Origin of the sequence: Rhodoferax lithotrophicus (assembly GCF_019973615.1) — a bacterium.
GTDB classification, from domain to species: Bacteria; Pseudomonadota; Gammaproteobacteria; order Burkholderiales; family Burkholderiaceae_C; genus Rhodoferax; species Rhodoferax lithotrophicus.
The window spans coordinates 1,162,409-1,182,217 of sequence record NZ_AP024238.1; the positions used below are offsets into that span (position 1 = coordinate 1,162,409).

13 protein-coding genes and 1 pseudogene are annotated in these 19,809 nt (G+C 56.4%); 6 read left to right on the top strand and 8 right to left on the bottom strand.

Annotated features, from left to right (window positions below; genetic code table 11):
• The first annotated feature begins 57 nt into the window (after positions 1 to 57).
• From gshA to gshB, 3 genes are all read left to right on the top strand, one after another.
• Complete coding sequence (gshA, locus tag LDN84_RS05445; RefSeq protein WP_223909533.1) at positions 58 to 1,353, top strand: glutamate--cysteine ligase; 1,296 nt, start codon at positions 58 to 60, stop codon at positions 1,351 to 1,353.
• A gap of 70 nt (positions 1,354 to 1,423) precedes the next feature.
• Positions 1,424 to 3,292, top strand: a complete 1,869-nt coding sequence (locus tag LDN84_RS05450; protein ID WP_223909536.1) for a potassium transporter Kup — start codon at positions 1,424 to 1,426, stop codon at positions 3,290 to 3,292.
• Positions 3,293 to 3,337: 45 nt separating this feature from the next.
• The gene (gene gshB, locus LDN84_RS05455; protein ID WP_223909538.1) at positions 3,338 to 4,303 is read left to right on the top strand and encodes a glutathione synthase; all 966 of its coding nucleotides are present in this window, start codon (positions 3,338 to 3,340) and stop codon (positions 4,301 to 4,303) included.
• Here the strand turns inward: gshB and LDN84_RS05460 are convergent.
• Positions 4,234 to 5,172, bottom strand: coding sequence for a class II glutamine amidotransferase (locus LDN84_RS05460; RefSeq protein WP_435405917.1), 939 nt, complete (start codon positions 5,170 to 5,172; stop codon positions 4,234 to 4,236). The two genes, gshB and LDN84_RS05460, sit on opposite strands and share 70 nt — an antisense overlap.
• A gap of 230 nt (positions 5,173 to 5,402) precedes the next feature.
• Here LDN84_RS05460 and LDN84_RS05465 point away from each other — a divergent pair, with 230 nt between their 5' ends.
• Positions 5,403 to 7,571: a type IV pilus assembly protein FimV gene (locus tag LDN84_RS05465; protein ID WP_223909541.1), complete on the top strand. Its 2,169-nt coding sequence runs from the start codon at positions 5,403 to 5,405 to the stop codon at positions 7,569 to 7,571.
• A 204-nt stretch (positions 7,572 to 7,775) separates the two neighbouring features.
• On the opposite strand, the gene LDN84_RS05470 is transcribed toward LDN84_RS05465, so the two are convergent.
• A complete protein-coding gene (locus LDN84_RS05470) occupies positions 7,776 to 8,009 on the bottom strand; it encodes a cysteine-rich CWC family protein (protein WP_317134828.1) in 234 nt (77 codons plus the stop codon).
• A gap of 59 nt (positions 8,010 to 8,068) precedes the next feature.
• A pseudogene (locus tag LDN84_RS05475) lies at positions 8,069 to 8,350 on the bottom strand (malate synthase G); the annotation flags it as partial.
• Between the two features lie 143 nt (positions 8,351 to 8,493).
• Here LDN84_RS05475 and LDN84_RS05480 point away from each other — a divergent pair.
• Positions 8,494 to 12,564, top strand: a complete 4,071-nt coding sequence (locus LDN84_RS05480; RefSeq protein ID WP_223909547.1) for a CHAT domain-containing protein — start codon at positions 8,494 to 8,496, stop codon at positions 12,562 to 12,564.
• A 12-nt stretch (positions 12,565 to 12,576) separates the two neighbouring features.
• Positions 12,577 to 13,806: an alpha/beta hydrolase gene (locus LDN84_RS05485; protein WP_223909549.1), complete on the top strand. Its 1,230-nt coding sequence runs from the start codon at positions 12,577 to 12,579 to the stop codon at positions 13,804 to 13,806.
• Between the two features lie 215 nt (positions 13,807 to 14,021).
• Here the strand turns inward: LDN84_RS05485 and darG are convergent, their stop codons facing one another.
• From darG to LDN84_RS05510, 5 genes are all read right to left on the bottom strand, one after another.
• A complete protein-coding gene (darG, locus tag LDN84_RS05490; RefSeq protein WP_223909552.1) occupies positions 14,022 to 15,131 on the bottom strand; it encodes a type II toxin-antitoxin system antitoxin DNA ADP-ribosyl glycohydrolase DarG in 1,110 nt (369 codons plus the stop codon).
• Entirely contained in the window at positions 15,131 to 15,775 is a 645-nt protein-coding gene (gene darT / locus LDN84_RS05495; protein WP_223909555.1) for a type II toxin-antitoxin system toxin DNA ADP-ribosyl transferase DarT, read from the bottom strand. The genes darG and darT overlap by 1 nt, the downstream gene beginning before the upstream one ends.
• Positions 15,772 to 16,344, bottom strand: a complete 573-nt coding sequence (locus LDN84_RS05500) for a DarT ssDNA thymidine ADP-ribosyltransferase family protein (RefSeq protein ID WP_223909559.1) — start codon at positions 16,342 to 16,344, stop codon at positions 15,772 to 15,774. The genes darT and LDN84_RS05500 overlap by 4 nt, the downstream gene beginning before the upstream one ends.
• A gap of 238 nt (positions 16,345 to 16,582) precedes the next feature.
• A complete protein-coding gene (locus LDN84_RS05505; RefSeq protein ID WP_223909561.1) occupies positions 16,583 to 18,811 on the bottom strand; it encodes a malate synthase G in 2,229 nt (742 codons plus the stop codon).
• Positions 18,812 to 18,835: 24 nt separating this feature from the next.
• Entirely contained in the window at positions 18,836 to 19,597 is a 762-nt protein-coding gene (locus LDN84_RS05510) for a haloacid dehalogenase type II (RefSeq protein ID WP_223909564.1), read from the bottom strand.
• Positions 19,598 to 19,809 lie beyond the last annotated feature (212 nt).

Consider the following 19,809-nt stretch of genomic DNA (forward strand, 5'->3'; position numbering starts at 1 on the left):
CTTACAGACAGTGACCTCCCTTCTAAAATACCTCACCCCACTTTGCAAGGCTTTTTTATGGTTCCGCACCTGATCACCGCTCTGACTGGCCCCATCAATGAACTGGAGCAGCGTGTACTAGATTCCATGCCTGCTATTGAGCGCTGGTTCCGCTTGGAGTGGATGGAGCACACGCCACCCTTTTACAGTTCGGTGGATGTCCGTAATGCCGGCTTCAAACTGGCTCCGGTCGATACCAATCTGTTTCCGTCAGGTTGGAACAACTTGACGCCAGAAATGCTTCCACTTGGCGTTCAGGCGGCTATGGCTGCGATCGAAAAGATATGTCCTGAGGCGCGCAATCTGTTGGTGATTCCTGAAAATGGTCAACCCAGCAGTTTTTATCTGGCTAATTTGGCTCAGTTGAAACGTTTGTTCAATATGGCGGGTTTGAATGTGAAATTGGGTTCAATTGACCCGGCACTCAAAAAAACCACTACTTTTGAGTTGCAAAATGGCGAGTCTGTCACCTTGGAGCCGGTGATTCGTGGCAAACGCCGTTTGGGGCTTAAAGACTTTGATCCATGTACCATTTTGTTGAACAACGATCTGAGTACTGGTGTGCCGGGTATTCTGGAAGACATTCATGAGCAATACCTGTTGCCACCTCTGCATGCGGCTTGGCCGACCCGTCGCAAAAGCATGCACTTCAAATGTTATGAAGAGGTGTCCAAACGCCTGGGCAAGTTACTGGGTGTGGATCCATGGTTGATTTACCCCTTGTCTGACCGATGTGAAAACGTCAATCTGGATGATGAAAAAGGTCTTGATCGCCTGCAGGCCCAGGTGGACATTGTGCTGACCCGTGTCAAGCGCAAGTACAAGGAGTACGGCATCAAGGAAAAGCCTTTTGTGGTGGTGAAAGCCGATCACGCAACACACGAATTGGGCATCGTAACCGTGCGTGATGCCAAAGACATGCAGGATCTGAAAGAACGCATCCAAACGCTGTCCAGTGGCCGTAAGACCCCTGTGCCAGCGTTTGATTTCTTGGTGCAAGAAGGCGTATTGACACAAGAGCGCGTGAATGATGCCGTGGCAGAGCCTGTGATTTACATGATGGATCGGTATGTGGTGGGTGGTTTTTATCGGATACATGCCGGACGTGGTGCAGATGAAAACCTGAACGCGCCAGGTTCCAGTTATGTTCCACTGGCTTTTGAGCACAGTACACAATTGCCCCAACCTGGCATCAAGCCAGGTGTCAGTCTGCCTAACCGGTTTTATATGTATGGTGTGGTGGGGCGTCTGGCCATGCTGGCCGCCAGCTATGAATTGGAAGCTACTGACCCAGATGCTCAAGATTATGAATAATGCATTTCTGACGCAAAATAGACTTCCCTTTTGTTACGGAGCCCGCTGGTCATAGAACACGGGTCGTTATTTGGCAACATCTCAATCTTCGCTTCGCGCCCTCACACTAGGGGCTATTGGTGTTGTTTACGGCGATATTGGTACCAGCGTTCTTTACGCCGTTAAAGAGGTGTTTGGGGCAGGCCATGTGCCTTTCACAACTGCCAACGTCATGGGTATTTTGTCCATTTTCTTTTGGACATTGACGGTCATCATCTCGTTGAAGTACGTAACGCTTGTGCTGCGTGCGGACAACAATGGTGAAGGTGGTTTGGTTGCGATGCTGGCGTTGGCCTCCCAGTCGGTAAATGACAAGCCGAAGTTACGCAAGATATTGCTCTTGGTCGGTATTTTTGGCACCTGTCTTTTTTATGGCGATGGTGTCATTACGCCTGCTATATCCGTGTTGTCTGCGGTAGAGGGTTTGGAGGTGGTGTCCCCCAACTTTAAAAGGGCCGTGATTCCGCTCACTTTGGTGATTTTGTTTGGCTTGTTTGCCGTTCAAAAGCGAGGGACTGCAGACATCGGGAAGTTTTTTGGCCCCATCACACTGGTTTGGTTTGCCGTTATTGCGATCCTGGGGGTCAGTCACATTGTGCATAACCCGGAGATTCTGTGGGCCTTGAGCCCACATTACGCGGTGGGTTTCATGTGGGACAACCCATTGATCTCATTCATTATTCTGGGCGCTGTGGTGCTGTGCGTGACAGGGGGGGAGGCACTTTATGCCGATATGGGCCATTTTGGCAAAAAACCTATTCGCCTGGCCTGGTTTTCCGTAGTCATGCCTGCATTAACCCTGAACTATTTTGGGCAGGGTGCTTTGCTGCTGAGCAACCCGGCGGCAGTGAAAAATCCATTTTTCATGATGACCCCCGCCTGGGCCTTGCTCCCGTTGGTCGGTTTGGCCACATTGGCAACCGTGATCGCCTCTCAGGCATTGATTACGGGGGCGTTTTCTGTGACCAAACAAGTGATCCAGCTAGGCTATTTGCCACGGTTTCAGGTATGGCACACCAATGTGAAAGAAACAGGTCAAATTTTTATGCCGTTTGTGAATTGGGGCTTGTTTGCATTGATTGTGTTGGCGGTGATGCTATTCAAATCGTCCAGTAACCTGGCTGCCGCTTATGGTATTGCTGTCACGCTGGATATGTTGATCACCACCTTACTGACTTTCTTTGTGATTCGTTATGCGTGGCACTACCCATTGGCTTTGTGTTTGGCTGCCACGGGTGTGTTTTTTGTGATTGATTTAGCATTTTTTACATCCAATCTCATCAAGCTGGTGGAAGGAGGCTGGTTTCCCCTGTTGATTGCTGCGGGGGTATTTACATTGATGCTGACCTGGAAAGAGGGGCGGCGTTTGCTTAATCAAAAACTTGAGGCCGATGCGATTGATTTGAGTAGTTTTTTGGATGCCGTGTTCATCAGTCCACCCGTTCGGGTGGCTGGCAGTGCGGTCTTTTTAACTGCTGCGCCTGGCACGGTACCCAATGCCATGTTGCACAACCTTAAGCACAATAAAGTGCTGCATGAATTCAATCTGTTTGTGACCGTGGTGAATCATCCGGTTCCATGGATTGGTATGGAAAAACGGCTGAGCATCGAATCACTCGGACATGATTGCTGGCAGGTGGTGGTGAATTACGGCTTTAAAAATGATCCGGATTTACCCAAAGCCCTTCAAAACCTGAAGGGTAGAGGTTGTGAGCTCGACCCCATGACTACCAGCTATTTTTTGTCGCGGGATTCCGTGGTGCCCACGCTTGGCAGTGGTATGGCGCAATGGCGCGAAAAACTTTTTGCACAAATGCACTTGAATGCCAGTGGTGCTGCTGATTTCTTGAACCTACCAAGTAACTCTGTGGTCGAGTTGGGTAGCAAAATCGAAATTTGATATGACACCTCAGCAAAGCAATCTTTGAATGACTGGATATTCCGAATGAAATTACTGTTTGTTGCTGACCCGCTTGAAACCTTCAAGACTTATAAAGACACCACGTTTGCCATGATGCGCGAAGCGGCCAGGCGAGGGCACAGCTTGAGTGCTTGTGAACCCAAAGACATCCGATGGCAGCGTGGTGAGCCAGTTACTGCCAGTGTGCGCAATATCTCGTTAACTGAACATCCTGTGGACTGGTTTGCAGTCACTGGGCCTGCGTATAGCGAAGAATTGCCAGCGCTCAAGAGTTTTGATGCCGTGGTGATGCGCAAAGATCCGCCGTTCGACAGTGAATACTTTTATACCACCCACTTGTTAGAGCAGGCTGAGCGAGAGGGTGCCAAGGTGTTCAACAAGCCACGAACTTTGCGTGACCATCCTGAAAAACTGGCGATTCTGGAATGGCCGCAGTTCATTGGCCCGACCCTGGTGACACGTGATGCACAAGACATCAAAGACTTCCATGCCGAGCATCAAGACATCATCTTGAAACCGCTGGACGGCATGGGAGGTATGGGCATTTTTCGGGTCAAGGCAGATGGGCTGAATCTGGGCAGCATCATCGAAACCCTGAACCAAGACGGCGCACAAACCGTGATGGTGCAAAAATTTTTACCGGCCATCGCGCAAGGGGATAAGCGAATTCTGGTGATTGGTGGTGAGCCTGTACCGTATTGTCTGGCCCGTATTCCGCAAGGTGGTGAGGTGCGCGGCAACCTGGCCGCCGGTGGCAAGGGCGTGGCGCAAGCCTTGACCGAGCGTGACCGTGAGATTGCCCAGACCATTGGCCCGGTGCTGGCGCAGCGCGGATTGTTGTTGATCGGGCTGGACGTGATTGGCGACAGTCTGACTGAGATCAACGTGACCAGCCCGACCTGTTTTCAGGAAATCACCGATCAGACCGGGTTTGACGTGGCAGAGATGTTTTTGCAAGCCCTTGAAGCCGAGCACGAGCGTTTGCACTGAGGCGCTGGCCCTTCTTCAACCACGGGTACTGGCCCATTGGGGTCGGTGATCGGGGCAGGGCGGGGCGGGGCCGCGCATTGGCAACTGCAGCAGGCCACGATGCCATCCACAAACACCTTGAGCTCACCGGGTGCAAATGGTGTCCATTCTTCGTCGGTGGTTAATGGCTCAGTGACCACGATGGCCAGCCGGTCTTCTGGGCTGTTGAGTTGCGCCAGATTCACTGACACATCTTCGTCCTTCAGATGCACCTGGCGAAACGGGTGGGCACGCAGCACATAACACAGTTTGGTGGTGGCATGTGCCCATAAGGCTTGGCCATTGCTGAGCAAAAAATTGAAGGTGCCGTGTTTTGAAATCTGCGGCACCAGTTCTTGCAATGTTCGGGTAAGTTCGTCGACCGAAGGGACATCCGCATGGGATTTGGACAATTCCTGCATCAGCCAGCAAAAAGCCAGCTCGCTGTCGGTATTGCCCACGGGTTTGAAATGGCCATGCAGCTTGGGCGCAAAGTTTTTCAGATCTCCGTTATGCGCAAACACCCAATAGCGGCCCCAAAGTTCACGCACGAACGGGTGGGTGTTTTCCAGCGTGATTTTCCCCACCGTGGCTTTGCGCACATGGGCCACCACGTTGTGGCTCCTGATGGGGTAACTTTTGAGCATTTGCGCAATGGGTGACTGCGCTGCGCTTTGTTTGTCGACAAAGTGGCGAATGCCTTTGCCTGGTGTGTTGTCATCACTTTCAAAAAAAGCAATGCCCCATCCGTCTGCATGGTGGTCGGTACAGCCGCCGCGTTGTGAAAACCCGGTAAAGCTCAGCGTCAGGCTGGCTGGCAGATGGCTGTTCATTCCAAGAAGTTGGCACATAGATATCTCATTGAGGGCATTTGGCAGAGTTTGCCAATTTTGTTTGCCTGTGTCGTATTTTCTCTGCGCAAACATGAGGTTTGTTGTGATTGGCATGAAAAAATTACCCTTGGCAAGGGTATGCTGCTGGATGTTTTGATTTATATATAAATAGCGCTGAAGCATCAGCTTGCGAACTGATTGGTTTCTGGCTTTTGATCACTGGCTTGTTTCAATGTAGGAATGCTGTTTTGAAGAACCGTGCTGGTCTTTTGTTGTGCGTTTTGGTCACGCTTTGGGCTCAAGTGTTGCCGCAGGCGCAGGCCTTTACTTTGGGTGATTTGCGTGGCGCAGCGGTATTGGGGCGCTCATTGGACGTATCTGTACAAGTGCAGACTGGCCCAGGAGAGGCGTTAACGGCAACTTGTGTCAGTGCCGAGGTGTTTTTTGCGGATACGCCTCAGCGGACTGCAGCGGTGACAGTTGGTACGATGGCTGGTGGGTTATCAGAGGTGCGGGTTCAGTCATCAGCCATCATCAATGAGCCGGTGGTCACGGTGCTGGTGCATGCCACCTGTGGCTCCAGCACCATGCGGCGCTACGTCTTGCTGGCAGATTTTCCCAAAACTCTTTTGGCAGCCCATACCCAGCCCACAGGGTTTGAGACAACAGTCAAGGGCGAAGCCACAACCGGGATGCCCCCCATGTTGGTGCTACCTACTGCGACGCAGTTGCCAGCCGCTGCCAAACCTTCAGTCGTAACGCCGGACGTGAAGGATGTTCCGAAAGTCAAAAAGATTGCCAGATCCCTCAAGGTTTCAAAAAATAGCACAGCTGGGCAAGATACTGGGACAGCCAAGGCCGCAACACGAGCAACTGGCAAAGCCGTGCTCAAGCTGGATCCCTTGGATGTTTTTTCAGACCGCATGGACTCGCTTGATTCACTCATGCTGTTTGAGCCCACCGAAGATGCGCTGAAGCAAACCAAGCAAATCGCGGCCTTGCAGGACGACTTGAAGACCATGCGGGCTCTGGCTGCTAAAAATGAGGCCCAACTGGCGGCCATGCGAAACCAATTGGAGCAAGCGCAAACGCAACAAATTCCAACCTTGCTGGTCTATGTCTTGTTGGGTTTGGTGGTGCTTTGTTTTGCTGTTTTGGGCTGGTTATGGCGTAAACAACAGCAAAGCCTCAAAATGTCCGAAGCGGCTTGGTGGCAGCATGAAGATGCACCGTCTACCATCTTGATGCCACAAACCCATCATGAGAAGGGTCCGGCGGTGGCAGAGGTGACTCGCAAACCTGAGGCACCTGCTGCTGCGCCAGAAAAGCCAAGGGCAACGGTGTCGTTGCCCAGCCGGGTGATGGGGACGGTGGCTGTGCCAGTCACCAAAGCCGCTCAGGCCACACCTGAAGTTGATTTGGATATTGATCTTGACAGCTTCATGTTGTCAGATAAAAAAACTACGCCACCCACCACCGCGCCTTCGCCGCATGTACCCATGCGCAGTATCCGGCATATCAACGCTGAAAGTATTCTTGATATTCGCCAGCAGGCTGAATTTTTTATGTCCTTAGGGCAAACAGATCGGGCATTGCGTCTCTTGAAGTTGCAGATTGAGGAAGCATCTGAGTCCAATCCCATGGTCTATCTGGATTTGATCAGTCTGTACCACTCGCTTGGACTGAAGGCCGATTTCCGCGAACTGCGTGATGCTTTCCAGCGCGAATTTAATGTGTTGGTCCCCGACTTTCCAGCCTTTAACGTTGCAAGCAAAGAATTGGAAGACTATCCCGAAATATTGGCTGAGCTGACTTCTTTGTGGCCGCAAGCCTCCGCCTTGGTATTTTTGGACACCTGTATTTTTCATGACCCATTGGTGCAAGTGCCCCCCCTGTTTGAATTGAATGCATTTCGAGACTTGATGATGCTGCATGCTTTGGCAGAGGAGATCAATGCTGACCTGCCTTCTTTGGGGCATTTGTCAGCAGAACTTCAGGCGCCCCTGCCCATCAAATCGCCGGTAGGTGTTGTGAATCCGCCGCCTTTGGCTTTTGTTGCACCTGCTGTGCCGTCAGTTTCTGAGGTGGCCTCCACGCATGTTGAAAACTTGACCTTAGATAAGGCTCATGGCATGGACTTCTCTCTAGCGGATGATCCCGCAGACCAGTCACCCAGTGCCGTGCCAGAAATCAGTCTTGACCCGGTATCCAATCCGGCTCCTTCCTCCCCGGAAGTCAGGGAGATTCCCGCAGAGGAGTCTCCTAGCAGCATGATGCTGGATCTCGATTTCTCCAGCTTGGCCTTGCCTGCAAGTGTTGTCACTCCTCCCCCCACAGACGACTCAGAGCCGATCATCCATCCTCCGGTACGTTACGCCACCCGATCACGTTTGCCAGTCACGAAAAAACCAAAATAATCAGTGCCCTCCGAACGGGCACCAAAGTCGCAGAACCAGCAACACCACTGGTGTGCGGTGCAGGCACCAATCCCAAATGTCCGGTGGTTTGACCCAATGCCTTGGCTGAGCAAACGCAGTTTTTTAATCAGATGAGGCTCGGGCGAAATGGGGCCACGGCCATCCAAGTCGCCAATGTGATAAATACGGCGAGCGGAAACTGATTTAGCCAGCGCGTTGGGAGGTTTTCACGCAATCAGCACAAATACAGGCCTTATTGCGTGTCGCCTCAGAAATCTGGCTTAACAACGCTGCACTGAATGTGGCTTGGGTACACCAGCAGGGTGGTTGTTGAACACCCGTGGCTCGCTCCATTTCCATAGCACATTGATTGGGTTTGCCACATAGCGGGCAGTTTGTAGCAAGGTCGGAGGTATTGGAGGGCATATTTTTAATCATAGAAATATGCTGTTAACGCTTATAAATAAAGCGGTAGCAACTATGAATTTAAGAGTCTATCAGACAGACGTGGCCGCCGCCTTCACCTTCAAGCGCCAGCCATGCAGCAGCGGCTCGGTATAGCCGCTGGGTTGCACCAGGCCCTTGAACACCAGATCACACGCCGCCTGATACGCCATCGAGGTGTCAAAGTGCCCGGCCATCGGTTTATACAGTGGGTCACCAGCGTTTTGGCCGTCCACCACAGCGGCCATGCGTTCGAAGGTGGCTTTGACTTGCGTTTCGGTCACCACGCCGTGGTGCAGCCAGTTGGCCATGTGCTGGCTGGAAATGCGCAGCGTGGGGTGGCTGAGTTCTGTGATCTCCCTGCAAGTGGGGGCATTACATGGGTAACAATGCCGAAACACTGTCGCACAAAAGGGGATCGCAAGTCATGTCGAGCACACCAGAGCCTGATTTCTCTCCATCCTCTGCCAGCCGAAGGATGAGCACACACTTCGACCTCATCATCACCGCAGACTACCCGCGCCGCAGCGCCGAGTTTCAACTTCATGATGCCGCAGGTGTGCAGATTGCCTACCGAAAAACGGCGTTCAACGCCATCAGCATCAGCCGCCAACAGGGCCTCTTTGACCTGCGCAACCACCTGCGCATCTGTGTCGATGAAGACCGGACCCACGCTGCCGTGGCCGAGATCGGTGTGTGTATTGCGCAAGAGGTGCTGGGGCCAGACATCTTCACCGCGCTGTGGGCATCGCAGTCCCAGCGCACGTTGCGCATCCAGTTGCCGGGGGCTGGGGATTCTGAAAATCTGCTGGCCGCCGCACTAGCCCGTGTACCGTGGGAGATGGCCCGCCCCAACACCCAAACCCCCACCCTGGGCGAGCGCAACCTGGTGGTGCGCGTGGTCCATGACATGGCGGCATCGGCCTCCACGCCGATTGAGTTGGCGGCAGACGATGCGCTGCGCGTGCTTTTTGTTTTTGCCGAGGCGCGTGGCTCGCGGCTGCTGAACGCCTGCAAGGAGCGGCGGCAACTGTTGCAACTCTTTGAGCAGGAGATTTACCCCCGCCGCCGCGTTGTCGCGCACTTCCTCACCCACGGGGTCACGCGGGAGCGGCTGGCGGCGCAGATTCAGGAGAACGGCGGCTATCACATCGTCCACTGGAGCGGCCACGGGCACATGAATCTGCTCGAACTCTGCCAGACCGGCGGGGCCCGCGACCACCTCACGGGCCAGCAATTGCTTGAGCTTTTCACGGGTGCTGGTGGCTTTCTGCCACGCCTGTTCTTCCTCAGCGCCTGCCACTCGGGCGACATCTTGCCGGTGCGGAACTGGGCCGACTTCATCGCCGTGGCGCAGGGCAAAGAGCTGGGCACGCGGGATGCAGACACGAGGGAGGTAGACACTCGTGACATTACCCTTGCCAATCAACCCGGCTACACCGGCACTGCCCATGCGCTGCTGCAAGGCGGCGTGCCGTCGGTGGTGGCCATGCGTTACGCCGTGGGCGACAGCTATGCCCGCGAGGTCGCCGTGGCGTTTTACCGCGCCTTGCTCGCCCATACTCAGCCGAAACCCGTGGCCACGGCTTTGGCTCTGGCACGCAAGGCCTTGCTGGACGAGAAACAGCACCTGCCCGCGCACTTTGCCGCCTGTGACCATGCCACCCCGGTGCTGTACGGCGAAGCGCATCCCGGCCTGAGCGTCACGCCTGGGCGTAGCCCAAGCCTCAATCCACGCAACCGTCGACTACACCCCATCAACGAGCTGACCCTGAAAGAGCATGCGCACTTCGTTGGCCGCACCTGGGAACTGGCCGGGCTGGGGGCGCAGTTTATTGGCGCGAGCACAAGCGAACAGGTCAAGCCGGTGGCCGTGATCCATGGCCAAGGCGGTATGGGCAAGACCGCCTTGACCGCCGAGGCGCTTGCGCTGTGGGAGTCGCGCTTTGAGTGGGTGCTGCTCTACCAGGCTAAACCGAACCGACTGGAATTGGAGGCCACGCTGCGCGACATCCACATGAAGCTGATGAGCAGGGTGAAGGTTTACCACGATCATGTGCGTGAGTATTCAGCCGATGCTATCTACCGCGAAGCCAGCGCCGATTTCACCGGATCGGGGCGGCTGACCGAGCTTACGCGCAACCTGCTGCGCGCCTTGCGGGACGAGGCCATCCTCCTGGTGCTGGATAACTTCGAGACCAACCTCAAGCCCACTGCTGAGCCTGCCGCAGTGGCAGGCCAATCCGTCTGGGCCTGCCAAGACCCGGCGTGGGACGAGTGCCTGCATCTGCTGGCCTCGGAACTTGTTGGTTCCCCCTCGCGCGTGCTCATCACTTGCCGTCGGCCCCTGGCGGCGCTGGCGGAAATGGCTGCGCATGTCGTGCTGCTCGGGTCGTTGCCCGGCGCAGAAGCGGCACTCTTCATTAAGGAGCATCCGGTGTTGAGTGGCATGGTGTTTGGTGGCGATGTTGCGCAACAGGCGCTGGCGCTGCGCCTGCTCAACGCCAGCCGCTTTCATCCGTTGCTGATGGATCGGCTGGCCAAGCTGGCTGCCAGCGCGGCCTTGCTCCCGCAGCTTTTGGCGGCGCTGGATACGCTGGAGAACACCAAGGACTTCGCCCAGCTCCCGGCGTTGTTTGCCAGCACAACGGGTGATGCGAAGGAATTGGCCTACCTGGAAGACGCGCTGACCACCTCGCTCGACCAGCTCATCCGCGACTGCAGCCCGGATGCCCGCCGCCTGCTGTGGATCATCGCCCTGGCCAACCAGCCCGAGGCACTGGGTTTGGTGAAGGAGGTGTGGGGTGGGGAAAGCCTTGAGCAGACCAAGCTGTGGGCGATGAAGCGTGATCTTGAAAGGCTCCACGAACTTGCGCCTGAAAAACAGGAATTTTTGAGCAAGTTGCCGCAGGAGATTCGCGGCAAGATCGATGCTCTGCCGCCGAAGAAACCGGCGCAACCGGATATGGCGCCGCTGTTGTCCCGGCTCGTGAGTGTGGGTCTGGTCACCGAGCAGCGCGACGAGCCAGCGTACAACAACCCCGAGCTCACTTGCCATGAACTGGTTCGTGAACGCATCTGCGCATGGATGGCACAGCATCCGCAAGACCGGGCAGAGCTGACTGAGAACACCATTCGTTTAGCCTACGCCGAGCGGCTGGAGGCAGTATTCAAAGGGTTACTGCACCGGGACATGAGCGCCGCGTTGGGTGCGGGCAGCCGTGCTCTGGTCTATTGCGTCCAGGCCGGGGCCTGGGATCGGTTGGGTGGTTTTGCCAGCAGCCTTGTGACCAGCACGGGCGATCCGCGTCTGCTGACAGAGCTGCTGCCGCACCTGCACACTGCGGCTGCGTCGGCCCCGGAGGGTAGGCCACGCTGGTCTTGTCTCGGTTACCTGGCCGATGCGTTGGGTCGTGCGGGCCGTCCCGACACCAGCTTGCTGTTCTACGCGCAGGCCGCCACCCAGGCCCGTGCCGTTGCTGAGGCCGCTGGCGTTGGCTCACGGCAGGCTTGGTCAGACTTTGCTGCGATCAGTGGCAACTGGGCGAACGCTCTTGGGGATGTCTGTGATTTTGGTTCGGCACGTCAGCGGCAACTCGAATCCGCCGACGCGGCGAAGAAGGCGGGCTGCCCTGACATGCACATCATTGCCAGTGAGCTGGAAGCCCTGCGCATCGACATCATGCAGGGCCAGGTGCTGACTGCCTTGCCCGAGGTGGCGGCCCGGCTGGCGCAGGTGGAGGCCTGGTGGCAGCGACACCTTGCGGGACAGCCCGTGCCCGAGGCCCAGGATGCCGAGTTCCTCGCCCGTGTGTTGATCGCTGCGCTTGACATCGCTACGGAGGCCCACATAGCCCAAGAGGACTGGCCCGCCGCCCTGCACCGGATAGACCGCATATTGGAGGTCAAGCGTGCGCTGGAGCGCCCGGCGAAGGATATTGCTGGTGACCGGATGAACCGAGCCAATGTGCTGGCCTGGATGCAGGAGCGCTTGGGCGAGGCTAAGGCGGAGATGGAGGCCTGCCTGGAGTTGTTCACTCACGATCCCGCCAGGCGTACCGTGGTGCTCAGCTCCCTCGCTGCCCTGTTCAACAAGCAAGACGACATCCCCCAGGCCATCGCCCAGGAGCGCCGTGCACTCGCCTTGTGTGAGCAGTTGCCCGATCCTGCTGGTCGAGCCATTTCGCACGGCAATCTGGCCAACTACCTCGAACGCAACGGCACTTCGTCTGCTCTTGTCGAATCACCCCGTCACCAACTCGCAGCGCTTCTTTATCGCATCGTCGCGGAACTGTTCGGGTCCCTCATGACCTCGCTACACAAATACGCCATCGACATCCGCCGCGCCCACGCCACAGGTACGGCGTTGGCCGTCCCCCACGTGGCCGAGTTGCTAAGTGCCCCCGCCTTTGCCCCGCTGAAGCAATGGCTTGCTCAGCGCCAGGTGAACCTGGACGAGCTGCAAACCACCGTGGATTACCTGCTCAACCAAGCCCGTCAAGCCGCGCAGGAAAACCCGCCCAACGACACCCCCAACCCAATGACCTAGCCCATGATCACCATGCCCACCCCCGCCGACCTCCTGACCCAACTCGAAGCCGCTGTGCACGCCGGTGACCGTGCGCTGGCCCAAGACCTGGCCCGCCAAATCCAGCAAGCGCTGGTTCGTGAGAGTTATGACCAAGCCGCCGTCGAGCGGCGCATGCGCGAGTCGCTGGCCGAACTCGACCAAGCCGCCCCCGTCGTACAGCTCACGATGGTCGACATCCTGGACACCGAGCGTTTCATAAAGGTTGCCAGTCCCGCCGAAGGCACGGTCTACCCGGTCTGGTTTGGAACCAACCGCAAACCCGACGGCCAAGGCGGTTTTGGCACAGAGCGCCACGCCAGCACCACCCGTGGCCGGGCAGAGGTGCTGATCCCCCAGGGCCATCGTTTTGGCGAAACCGGTTCACCATTCTGGAAGAAGCTGCGGCGGCTCGATCTGCGTGACGACACGATCCGGCTCCAGCAACTCACGCCGCAAGCGCATGCCGACTGGCTGGCTGACATTCAGCAGGCCATGCAGGATGTCGAAGCGGGTGGGGAGACGCCCCATGCGCTGTTCTTCCTGCATGGCTTCAACGTGACTTTTGAGGAGGCCGCCATTCGCGCCGCGCAGATCGGCTTTGACCTGAAAGTGCCCGGAGCCACCGCCTTCTTTAGCTGGCCCTCGCGCGGCAGCGTCACCGCCTACCCGGCGGACGAGGCGAGTATTGAGGCAAGCGAACGGGCCATCACCGACTTTCTGGTGGACTTTGCCGCCCACTGCGGGGCCAAGAAAGTGCATGTCATCGCCCACAGCATGGGCAACCGCGGCCTGCTGCGTGCGCTGCAACGCATTGCCGCCAATGCCCAGACGCAGGGCCAGGTGAAGTTCGGTCAGGTCTTTTTGGCCGCGCCGGATGTGGATCGTGACTTGTTCATGGACTTGGCCAGCCTGTACCCGGCGCACAGCGAGCGCACCACGCTCTACGCCTCCCAAGCCGACCTGCCGGTGCATCTGTCTGCCGAATTACACGATGCACCACGCGCTGGTTATTTCAGGCCTTACACCGTGGCCCCCGGTGTGGACACTGTTGCCGTGCCGGACTTTGACATCGACCTGCTCGGCCACAGCTACTTCGCCCAGGCAGAGGCGTTGCTGCACGACATCTACAGCCTGATGCGCCTGGATGCCGCACCAGACAAGCGCCAGCGCATCAGGCCAGCGGTGGAGGGGGGTGTGAGCTTTTGGGAATTCAGCGAATAGGCGCAGCAGGTGGCCCAGGCATGGTTGTGTGGTCAGCGCTGATAAGAAGTGACCATGGCATGACCCAATGGCTGGCTCAACAACAAACCAGAGGCGCCGGTGCTGTTTTTAAAACTTATAAGAAAAATCAGGCTCTAGACCAATTCATACTTGCGCAAACAGCTATCAATTAAGTAGCAATCTGGCGCATCAAGAAATCAAACCACAGCATCGGTTCACGCAGGCAAAACGCAGATTGGCTGTGGTGGTACGGCGTTGCACAGCGGGGACGTGGTCAAACGCTCCAGCGCAATGCTGATGGCTTGGTCATGGAAGAGGTGGGTCTTGCGTTGCGCCGCGCCTGGAATGGGCCAGCGCTTCAGGGCTTCACGCAGGGCAGGCACGGTGGGGGTAACCTGCTCGCGGGTTAAAAGCCAATCCACGGTTGCCAGCAACTCCATACCAAAGGGAGATTCAAAGCCGTCAATCAGCTCGGCGGTGGCCTCCAGTGCCGGGAGGTAAGCCTTGGCTTCGCTCTGCAAATAGGCTTGTACCAAGTCTTTGCGACCATCATCAAACCAGATCACGTCAAGTTTGTCGGCATCGGCAATGCGCTTTTCGCAATGCAGGTAGCTGCCGTCGAGTTTGTCCAAAAGCTTGTCCAGGCGGTTGGCATAGGGGCCATACCGGTTGGCTTCGAATTGAAGTGCCAGCGGATTGTTGCCTGGCATGAAGCGTTCAATGGAGCGCTCCAGAAACCAGGCCAGCTTTTGGATTTCCAGCAAGCTGCATTCCATGCCCAGCACCCAGTAGCGGCGGACCAACTCGGCAATCAGTGCGCGGGCTGGGGTCAGTTTTTCAATACCGGCGCGCTTGGCCACATTCTGGTATTGCCTGGTTGGCTCAAACACGGTGATGTCGATCTCAGTCAAATCGCCCAATGCACGCTCGATCTCCGGCCTGACGTGGTTCCAGTCCAGCCCGCCATTGCCCGCACCGAGGGGGGGAATGGCAACGGACTTGACCTCGTTGTCGATGAGAAAGCGGCGCAGATCCTGCAAACCTTCAACCACCCATTCCAGTTGGGAGGGTGAGCGCCAATGCTGCTTGGTGGGAAAGTTAATGATCCAGCGCGGGCCGTCCAGCTCGGTCGTCTTGGTGACAAACATGTGGCCGGTTTTGACTTGTCCGCTTTTGCAAGCAGCGGCGTATTGGCGATAGTTGTCAGCAAAGCGCTCTTTGAACATCAGCGCAATGCCTTTGCCCATCACGCCGACGGTGTTCACCGTGTTCACCAGCGCCTGGGCGCGGGCTTCCAGCAAATTACCTGTTGTGAAATTGAGCATCAGAAATACCACCCCGGACGTGCATGAACCGGCAAATTCAGCCCTTGAGCCGCAACTTGCGTTTGAGCCTGCATTTTGCCTTCTTCTGAATGGCAAACCATCCCAATCAACCCGGACACCGGGCAGTGCCGATGGATCAGCGCTTCGGCTTGGTAGCGCTCGAATTTGGCGGGGTCGTTTTCGTCACGTTTGAAGTCCCTCGCTTGCAGTAGCGCCCAATCCACTTTGTCCAGGTGAGCCAGATCGTTGTAGTAAGTGGCCCAGCGGTAGTAGGCGTGCATGTCGGTGAACAAAAACGGCAGCCCTTGCTGCGCCACATGATGCAGGCTCGATACCAGAATCACAATTTCATCGTTGTCCCGCTGTTGCACACCACCACGCCCAGAGCGTATGTTGCGCATCATCACCGAGAAGGGCGTGAAGTAAAACGGCACATAGTCGTTCAGCACGCCACCTGGTGGCAGCGGCACGGTATGGTGAGCCCGCTTGTCAATCAACTCCGAATTACCAATGTGTACCCAGTTCGGCGCTTGTTGAACACCGTTGCCGCAGTGCAGGCCGTGCGCCAGCACCCATGGCAGGTTGTCGCGATGGATGATGCGCCAGATCAGCGCTTTCTCGGGATTGAGGTTTTTGTAGATCATCGGAGAAACATGTTCTCGTTGACATCAATGTAAACGGTTACCTTTTGCTGCGTTGCCCAAGCTCTTGCCTTCTTTTCCAGTTCAGAGGTGCGCACATAAATGTTGCAAAACTGGCTCACAGGTACTGTGCCGGGGGCCAAGCATTCGGCCATGCAGACACTCTTGCAGTTCGAGTCATGGTAATCGCGCTTGTTCATCGTTTCCCAATCAATGGCCGCGAATCCAGCCTCGTAGTTCAGTAATTCGATTTCAGCGTTGGCAAGCGGATGCCGTGGAATGACGCTCCAATTGTTTCTGGCAGCGACTTCGCGGCGAACGCAGATAAGTGCAAAGGGTTTATTCCGGTGCGCTGTTTGAACGCTGCCATCAAAAGGGTTTTTGACGAACCAATGAAAAGGTACACAGTTCTCCAGCCTCAAGGTACTTCGCTTTTGAATGATGTCCTGATCAGCAACGTCATGGAATCGAGTCAATTGCGAGCGAGGCTTTAGACCTTGCGCCAACACACTTGGCAGATTTTCAAACGCAGTCAAGTGATAGATGAGCTTTTGGGTTTTGATGTCTGCCATGGGTCACGTCCTTCCTTTTGAATTCAATGCCACATAGCAGGTACGCCTGTTTTTTTTTGGTCTGACTTTTGATATGTGTCCATTTGACGGTGATTCTGCATTGGAAATGTGAACTACCCCACAGAAAAACAGCACCCGCAGGTGCTGTTTTCAAAACTTTCAAACAAAATCAGGTTCTAGCCCAACAAATACTTGCGCAAGAAGCTATTCATTAAATAGCAACATGTGCCTCAAATCATCAAGCCGCAGCCTTAACCTTCAACCGCCAGCCATGCAGCAGCGGCTCGGTATAACCGCTGGGTTGCTCCAGCCCCTTGAATACCAGGTCACACGCCGCCTGGTACGCCATGGAGGTGTCAAAGTGCCCGGCCATTGGCTTGTACAGCGGGTCACCCGCGTTTTGTGCGTCCACCACAGCGGCCATGCGCTCGAAGGTTTCCTTCACTTGCGCCTCAGTGACGACACCATGGTGCAGCCAGTTGGCCATGTGTTGGCTGGAAATGCGCAGGGTGGCGCGGTCTTCCATCAGACCGATGTTGTGAATGTCGGGCACCTTGGAACAGCCCACGCCCTGGTCGACCCAGCGCACCACATAGCCCAGAATGCCTTGCGCGTTGTTGTCGAGTTCCTGCTGTTTCTCGGCATCTGTCCAGCTGGGGTTGGCGGCCACGGGAATGTGCAGCAGGCCGGTCAGCAGGGCATCGTGCTCCAGCTCGGGCTTGCGTTTGGCATGGGTTTTTTCCAGCTCTTTTTGCACGTCGCTGACCAGCACCTGGTGGTAGTGCAGGGCGTGTAATGTGGCACCGGTCGGGCTGGGCACCCAGGCGGTGTTGGCACCGGCTTTGGGGTGGGCAATTTTTTGCTCCAGCATGGCTTTCATCAGGTCGGGCATGGCCCACATGCCTTTGCCGATTTGTGCTTTGCCGCGCAGGCCACATTGCAGGCCGACCAGCACGTTGCTGCGTTCGTAGGCGTGAATCCAGGTGCTGGCTTTCATGTCGCCCTTGCGCACCATCGGGCCGGCGTGCATCGAAGTGTGCATCTCGTCGCCGGTGCGATCCAGGAAGCCAGTGTTGATGAAGGCGACGCGGCTGGCAGCGGCAGCAATACAGGCTTTCAGGTTGACGCTGGTGCGGCGTTCTTCGTCCATGATGCCGAGTTTGACGGTGCTGTCAGGCAGGCCCAGCATCTTTTCCACGCGGCCAAACAGTTCGCTGGCAAAGGCCACTTCTGTCGGGCCGTGCATCTTGGGTTTGACAATGTAAACCGAACCCTTGCGTGAGTTGCGAATGGCATCTTTCTTGGTCTTGGCCAGATCGTGCAAGGCGATGGTGGTGGTGACCACCGCATCCATGATGCCTTCGGGGATTTCACGCACAACGCCTGCCTTGTCGGTGTACAGAATGGCCGGGTTGGTCATCAGGTGACCCACGTTGCGTACAAACATCAGGCTGCGGCCATGCAGGCGCACTGACTTTTTGCCGTCAGGCGCAGTGTAGAGGCGGTCGGCATTAAGACCACGTTGCAAAGTTTTGCCGCCTTTTTCAAAGCTCTCGGTCAGTGTGCCTTTGAGGATGCCGAGCCAGTTGCTGTAGGCCAGCACTTTGTCGTCCGCATCCACGGCGGCCACTGAGTCTTCCAGATCCAGGATGGTGGAGAGGGCGGCTTCGACCACCAGGTCAGACACACCGGCTGGGTCGCTGGCACCAATGGGGGTGGCACGGTTGATGATCAGGTCCAGATGCAAGCCGTTGTGCTCGAACAGCACGCTGCTTGGGGTTTTGGCTTCACCCTGGAAACCGACGAATTGGCTGGCATCCGCCAGGCTGGTGTTGCTGCCATCGGCCAGTTTCACGGCCAGTTTGCCGCCCTTGACGCTGTATGCCACTGAGTCGATGTGCGAGCCCTTGCGCAGCGGGGCGCAGCGGTCGAGCACGTAGCGGGCGTATTCGATCACCTTGGCACCGCGCTTGGGGTTGTAGCCACCTTTCTTGCCGACTTTTTCGCAGCCTTTGGTTTCGTCGATCACGTCTGTGCCGTAGAGCGCGTCATACAGAGAGCCCCAGCGGGCGTTGGCAGCGTTCAGGGCGTAGCGGGCATTCAGGATCGGCACCACCAGCTGCGGGCCGGCTTGTTTGGCCAGTTCGGCATCCACATTCGATGTGGTGATGCGGGCTTTGGCCGGTTGGGGTACCAGGTAGCCAATGCTTTCCAGGAAGGTGCGGTAAGCCGGCATATGGGTGATCGGGCCGGGATTGGCTTTGTGCCAGGTGTCCAGCTCGGTTTGCAGGCGGTCACGCTCGGCCAGCAGGGCGATGTTTTTGGGAGCCAAGTCGGCCACGATGCTGCCAAAACCTTTCCAGAATTTGGCCGGGGTGATGCCGGTATTGGGCAGCACCTGCTTTTCAATAAATTGGCACAGGTTGGTGGCCACTTGCAGGCCATTTTTGGTGATGCGTTCAGTCATGGTTTTGAAGTCCAAAGTTAAAAATCAGGAAGGAAAGAAGTGAAGCACGTCATTCAGGTTGTGGCCGATGCGTGTGGGCTGAGGGCCCAGTTCTTCAAACGGCAAGTTGTAGCGGTTGACCCACAGCGTTTGAAAACCGTACCAGGTGGCCCCCAGCGCGTCCCAGCCGTTGGAGCTGACAAAGAGAATTTGTGACGCGGGCAAACCCATGGTCTGCTCGCCCAGGGCATAGGCATCGGGGTGGGGTTTGAATTTGCGCACCGGGTCAACGCTGATCACATGAGCCAGCAAGCCGTCAAACCCGGCCGAGTGCACGGCGGCCTGTAGCATGCTCAGATCGCCATTGCTCAAAATCCCGATGGGGGTGCCTTGGGCCTTGAGCTGCTGCAGCACAGCCAGGTTTTCCGGGAAGGCATCCAGATGCCGGTATTGCGCCAGCAGCATTTCGATGGCGGGCTCATGTTCTAAAAGAAAATCGTCTGCAGTGCTTGATTCGCTTGCGCTAATAGCTATTTTTTTAATAGCATAAATGAGGGCGGAGCGGGTGATCTCGGAAAACGCTCGGTAATGCGCACCCTGGTTGCAGGTGGTGACCAGGCGGGAGTATTCGATTTGCTTGTCACGCCACACCACGCTCAGCGCCTGGCCATGGCCAGGAAAAAGCGCTTCAGCCAATTCGGCTACGCTGTACACGTCCAACAAGGTGCCATAGGCATCAAACAACACGGCCCGAGCAGGTGGGGCGATTGGCTGGTTGGCAGGCAGAGTAGGTGCTGGGTTTGTCATCGTGTGATTTTACGAAACAAGGCTGACACCAGGGGTTACCTCATGGCCGCAACAGCTTTAACCAAAATGCAGGTAATTCCATTTACAAATCATCCGTGTCGTTGTTGCTTCGCCTTGTCGTACGACTGTACTGCCTGCGACTTCGTGCCTAGACACGAATGATTTGGAAGCGGAATGATGTGCCTCGCAAGCACACTGGGAAATAATGCGGC

Bases quoted from the DNA above. Each gene is read 5' to 3' on its own strand.
- gshA (WP_223909533.1), top strand. From the start codon at position 58: ATGGTTCCGCACCTGATCACCGCTCTGACTGGCCCCATCAATGAACTG.
- gshB (WP_223909538.1), top strand. From the start codon at position 3,338: ATGAAATTACTGTTTGTTGCTGACCCGCTTGAAACCTTCAAGACTTAT.
- LDN84_RS05460 (WP_435405917.1), bottom strand. From the start codon at position 5,172: ATGTGCCAACTTCTTGGAATGAACAGCCATCTGCCAGCCAGCCTGACG.
- LDN84_RS05470 (WP_317134828.1), bottom strand. From the start codon at position 8,009: ATGATTAAAAATATGCCCTCCAATACCTCCGACCTTGCTACAAACTGC.
- LDN84_RS05480 (WP_223909547.1), top strand. From the start codon at position 8,494: ATGAGCACACACTTCGACCTCATCATCACCGCAGACTACCCGCGCCGC.
- LDN84_RS05485 (WP_223909549.1), top strand. From the start codon at position 12,577: ATGCCCACCCCCGCCGACCTCCTGACCCAACTCGAAGCCGCTGTGCAC.
- darG (WP_223909552.1), bottom strand. From the start codon at position 15,131: ATGCTCAATTTCACAACAGGTAATTTGCTGGAAGCCCGCGCCCAGGCG.
- darT (WP_223909555.1), bottom strand. From the start codon at position 15,775: ATGATCTACAAAAACCTCAATCCCGAGAAAGCGCTGATCTGGCGCATC.
- LDN84_RS05500 (WP_223909559.1), bottom strand. From the start codon at position 16,344: ATGGCAGACATCAAAACCCAAAAGCTCATCTATCACTTGACTGCGTTT.
- LDN84_RS05505 (WP_223909561.1), bottom strand. From the start codon at position 18,811: ATGACTGAACGCATCACCAAAAATGGCCTGCAAGTGGCCACCAACCTG.
- LDN84_RS05510 (WP_223909564.1), bottom strand. From the start codon at position 19,597: ATGACAAACCCAGCACCTACTCTGCCTGCCAACCAGCCAATCGCCCCA.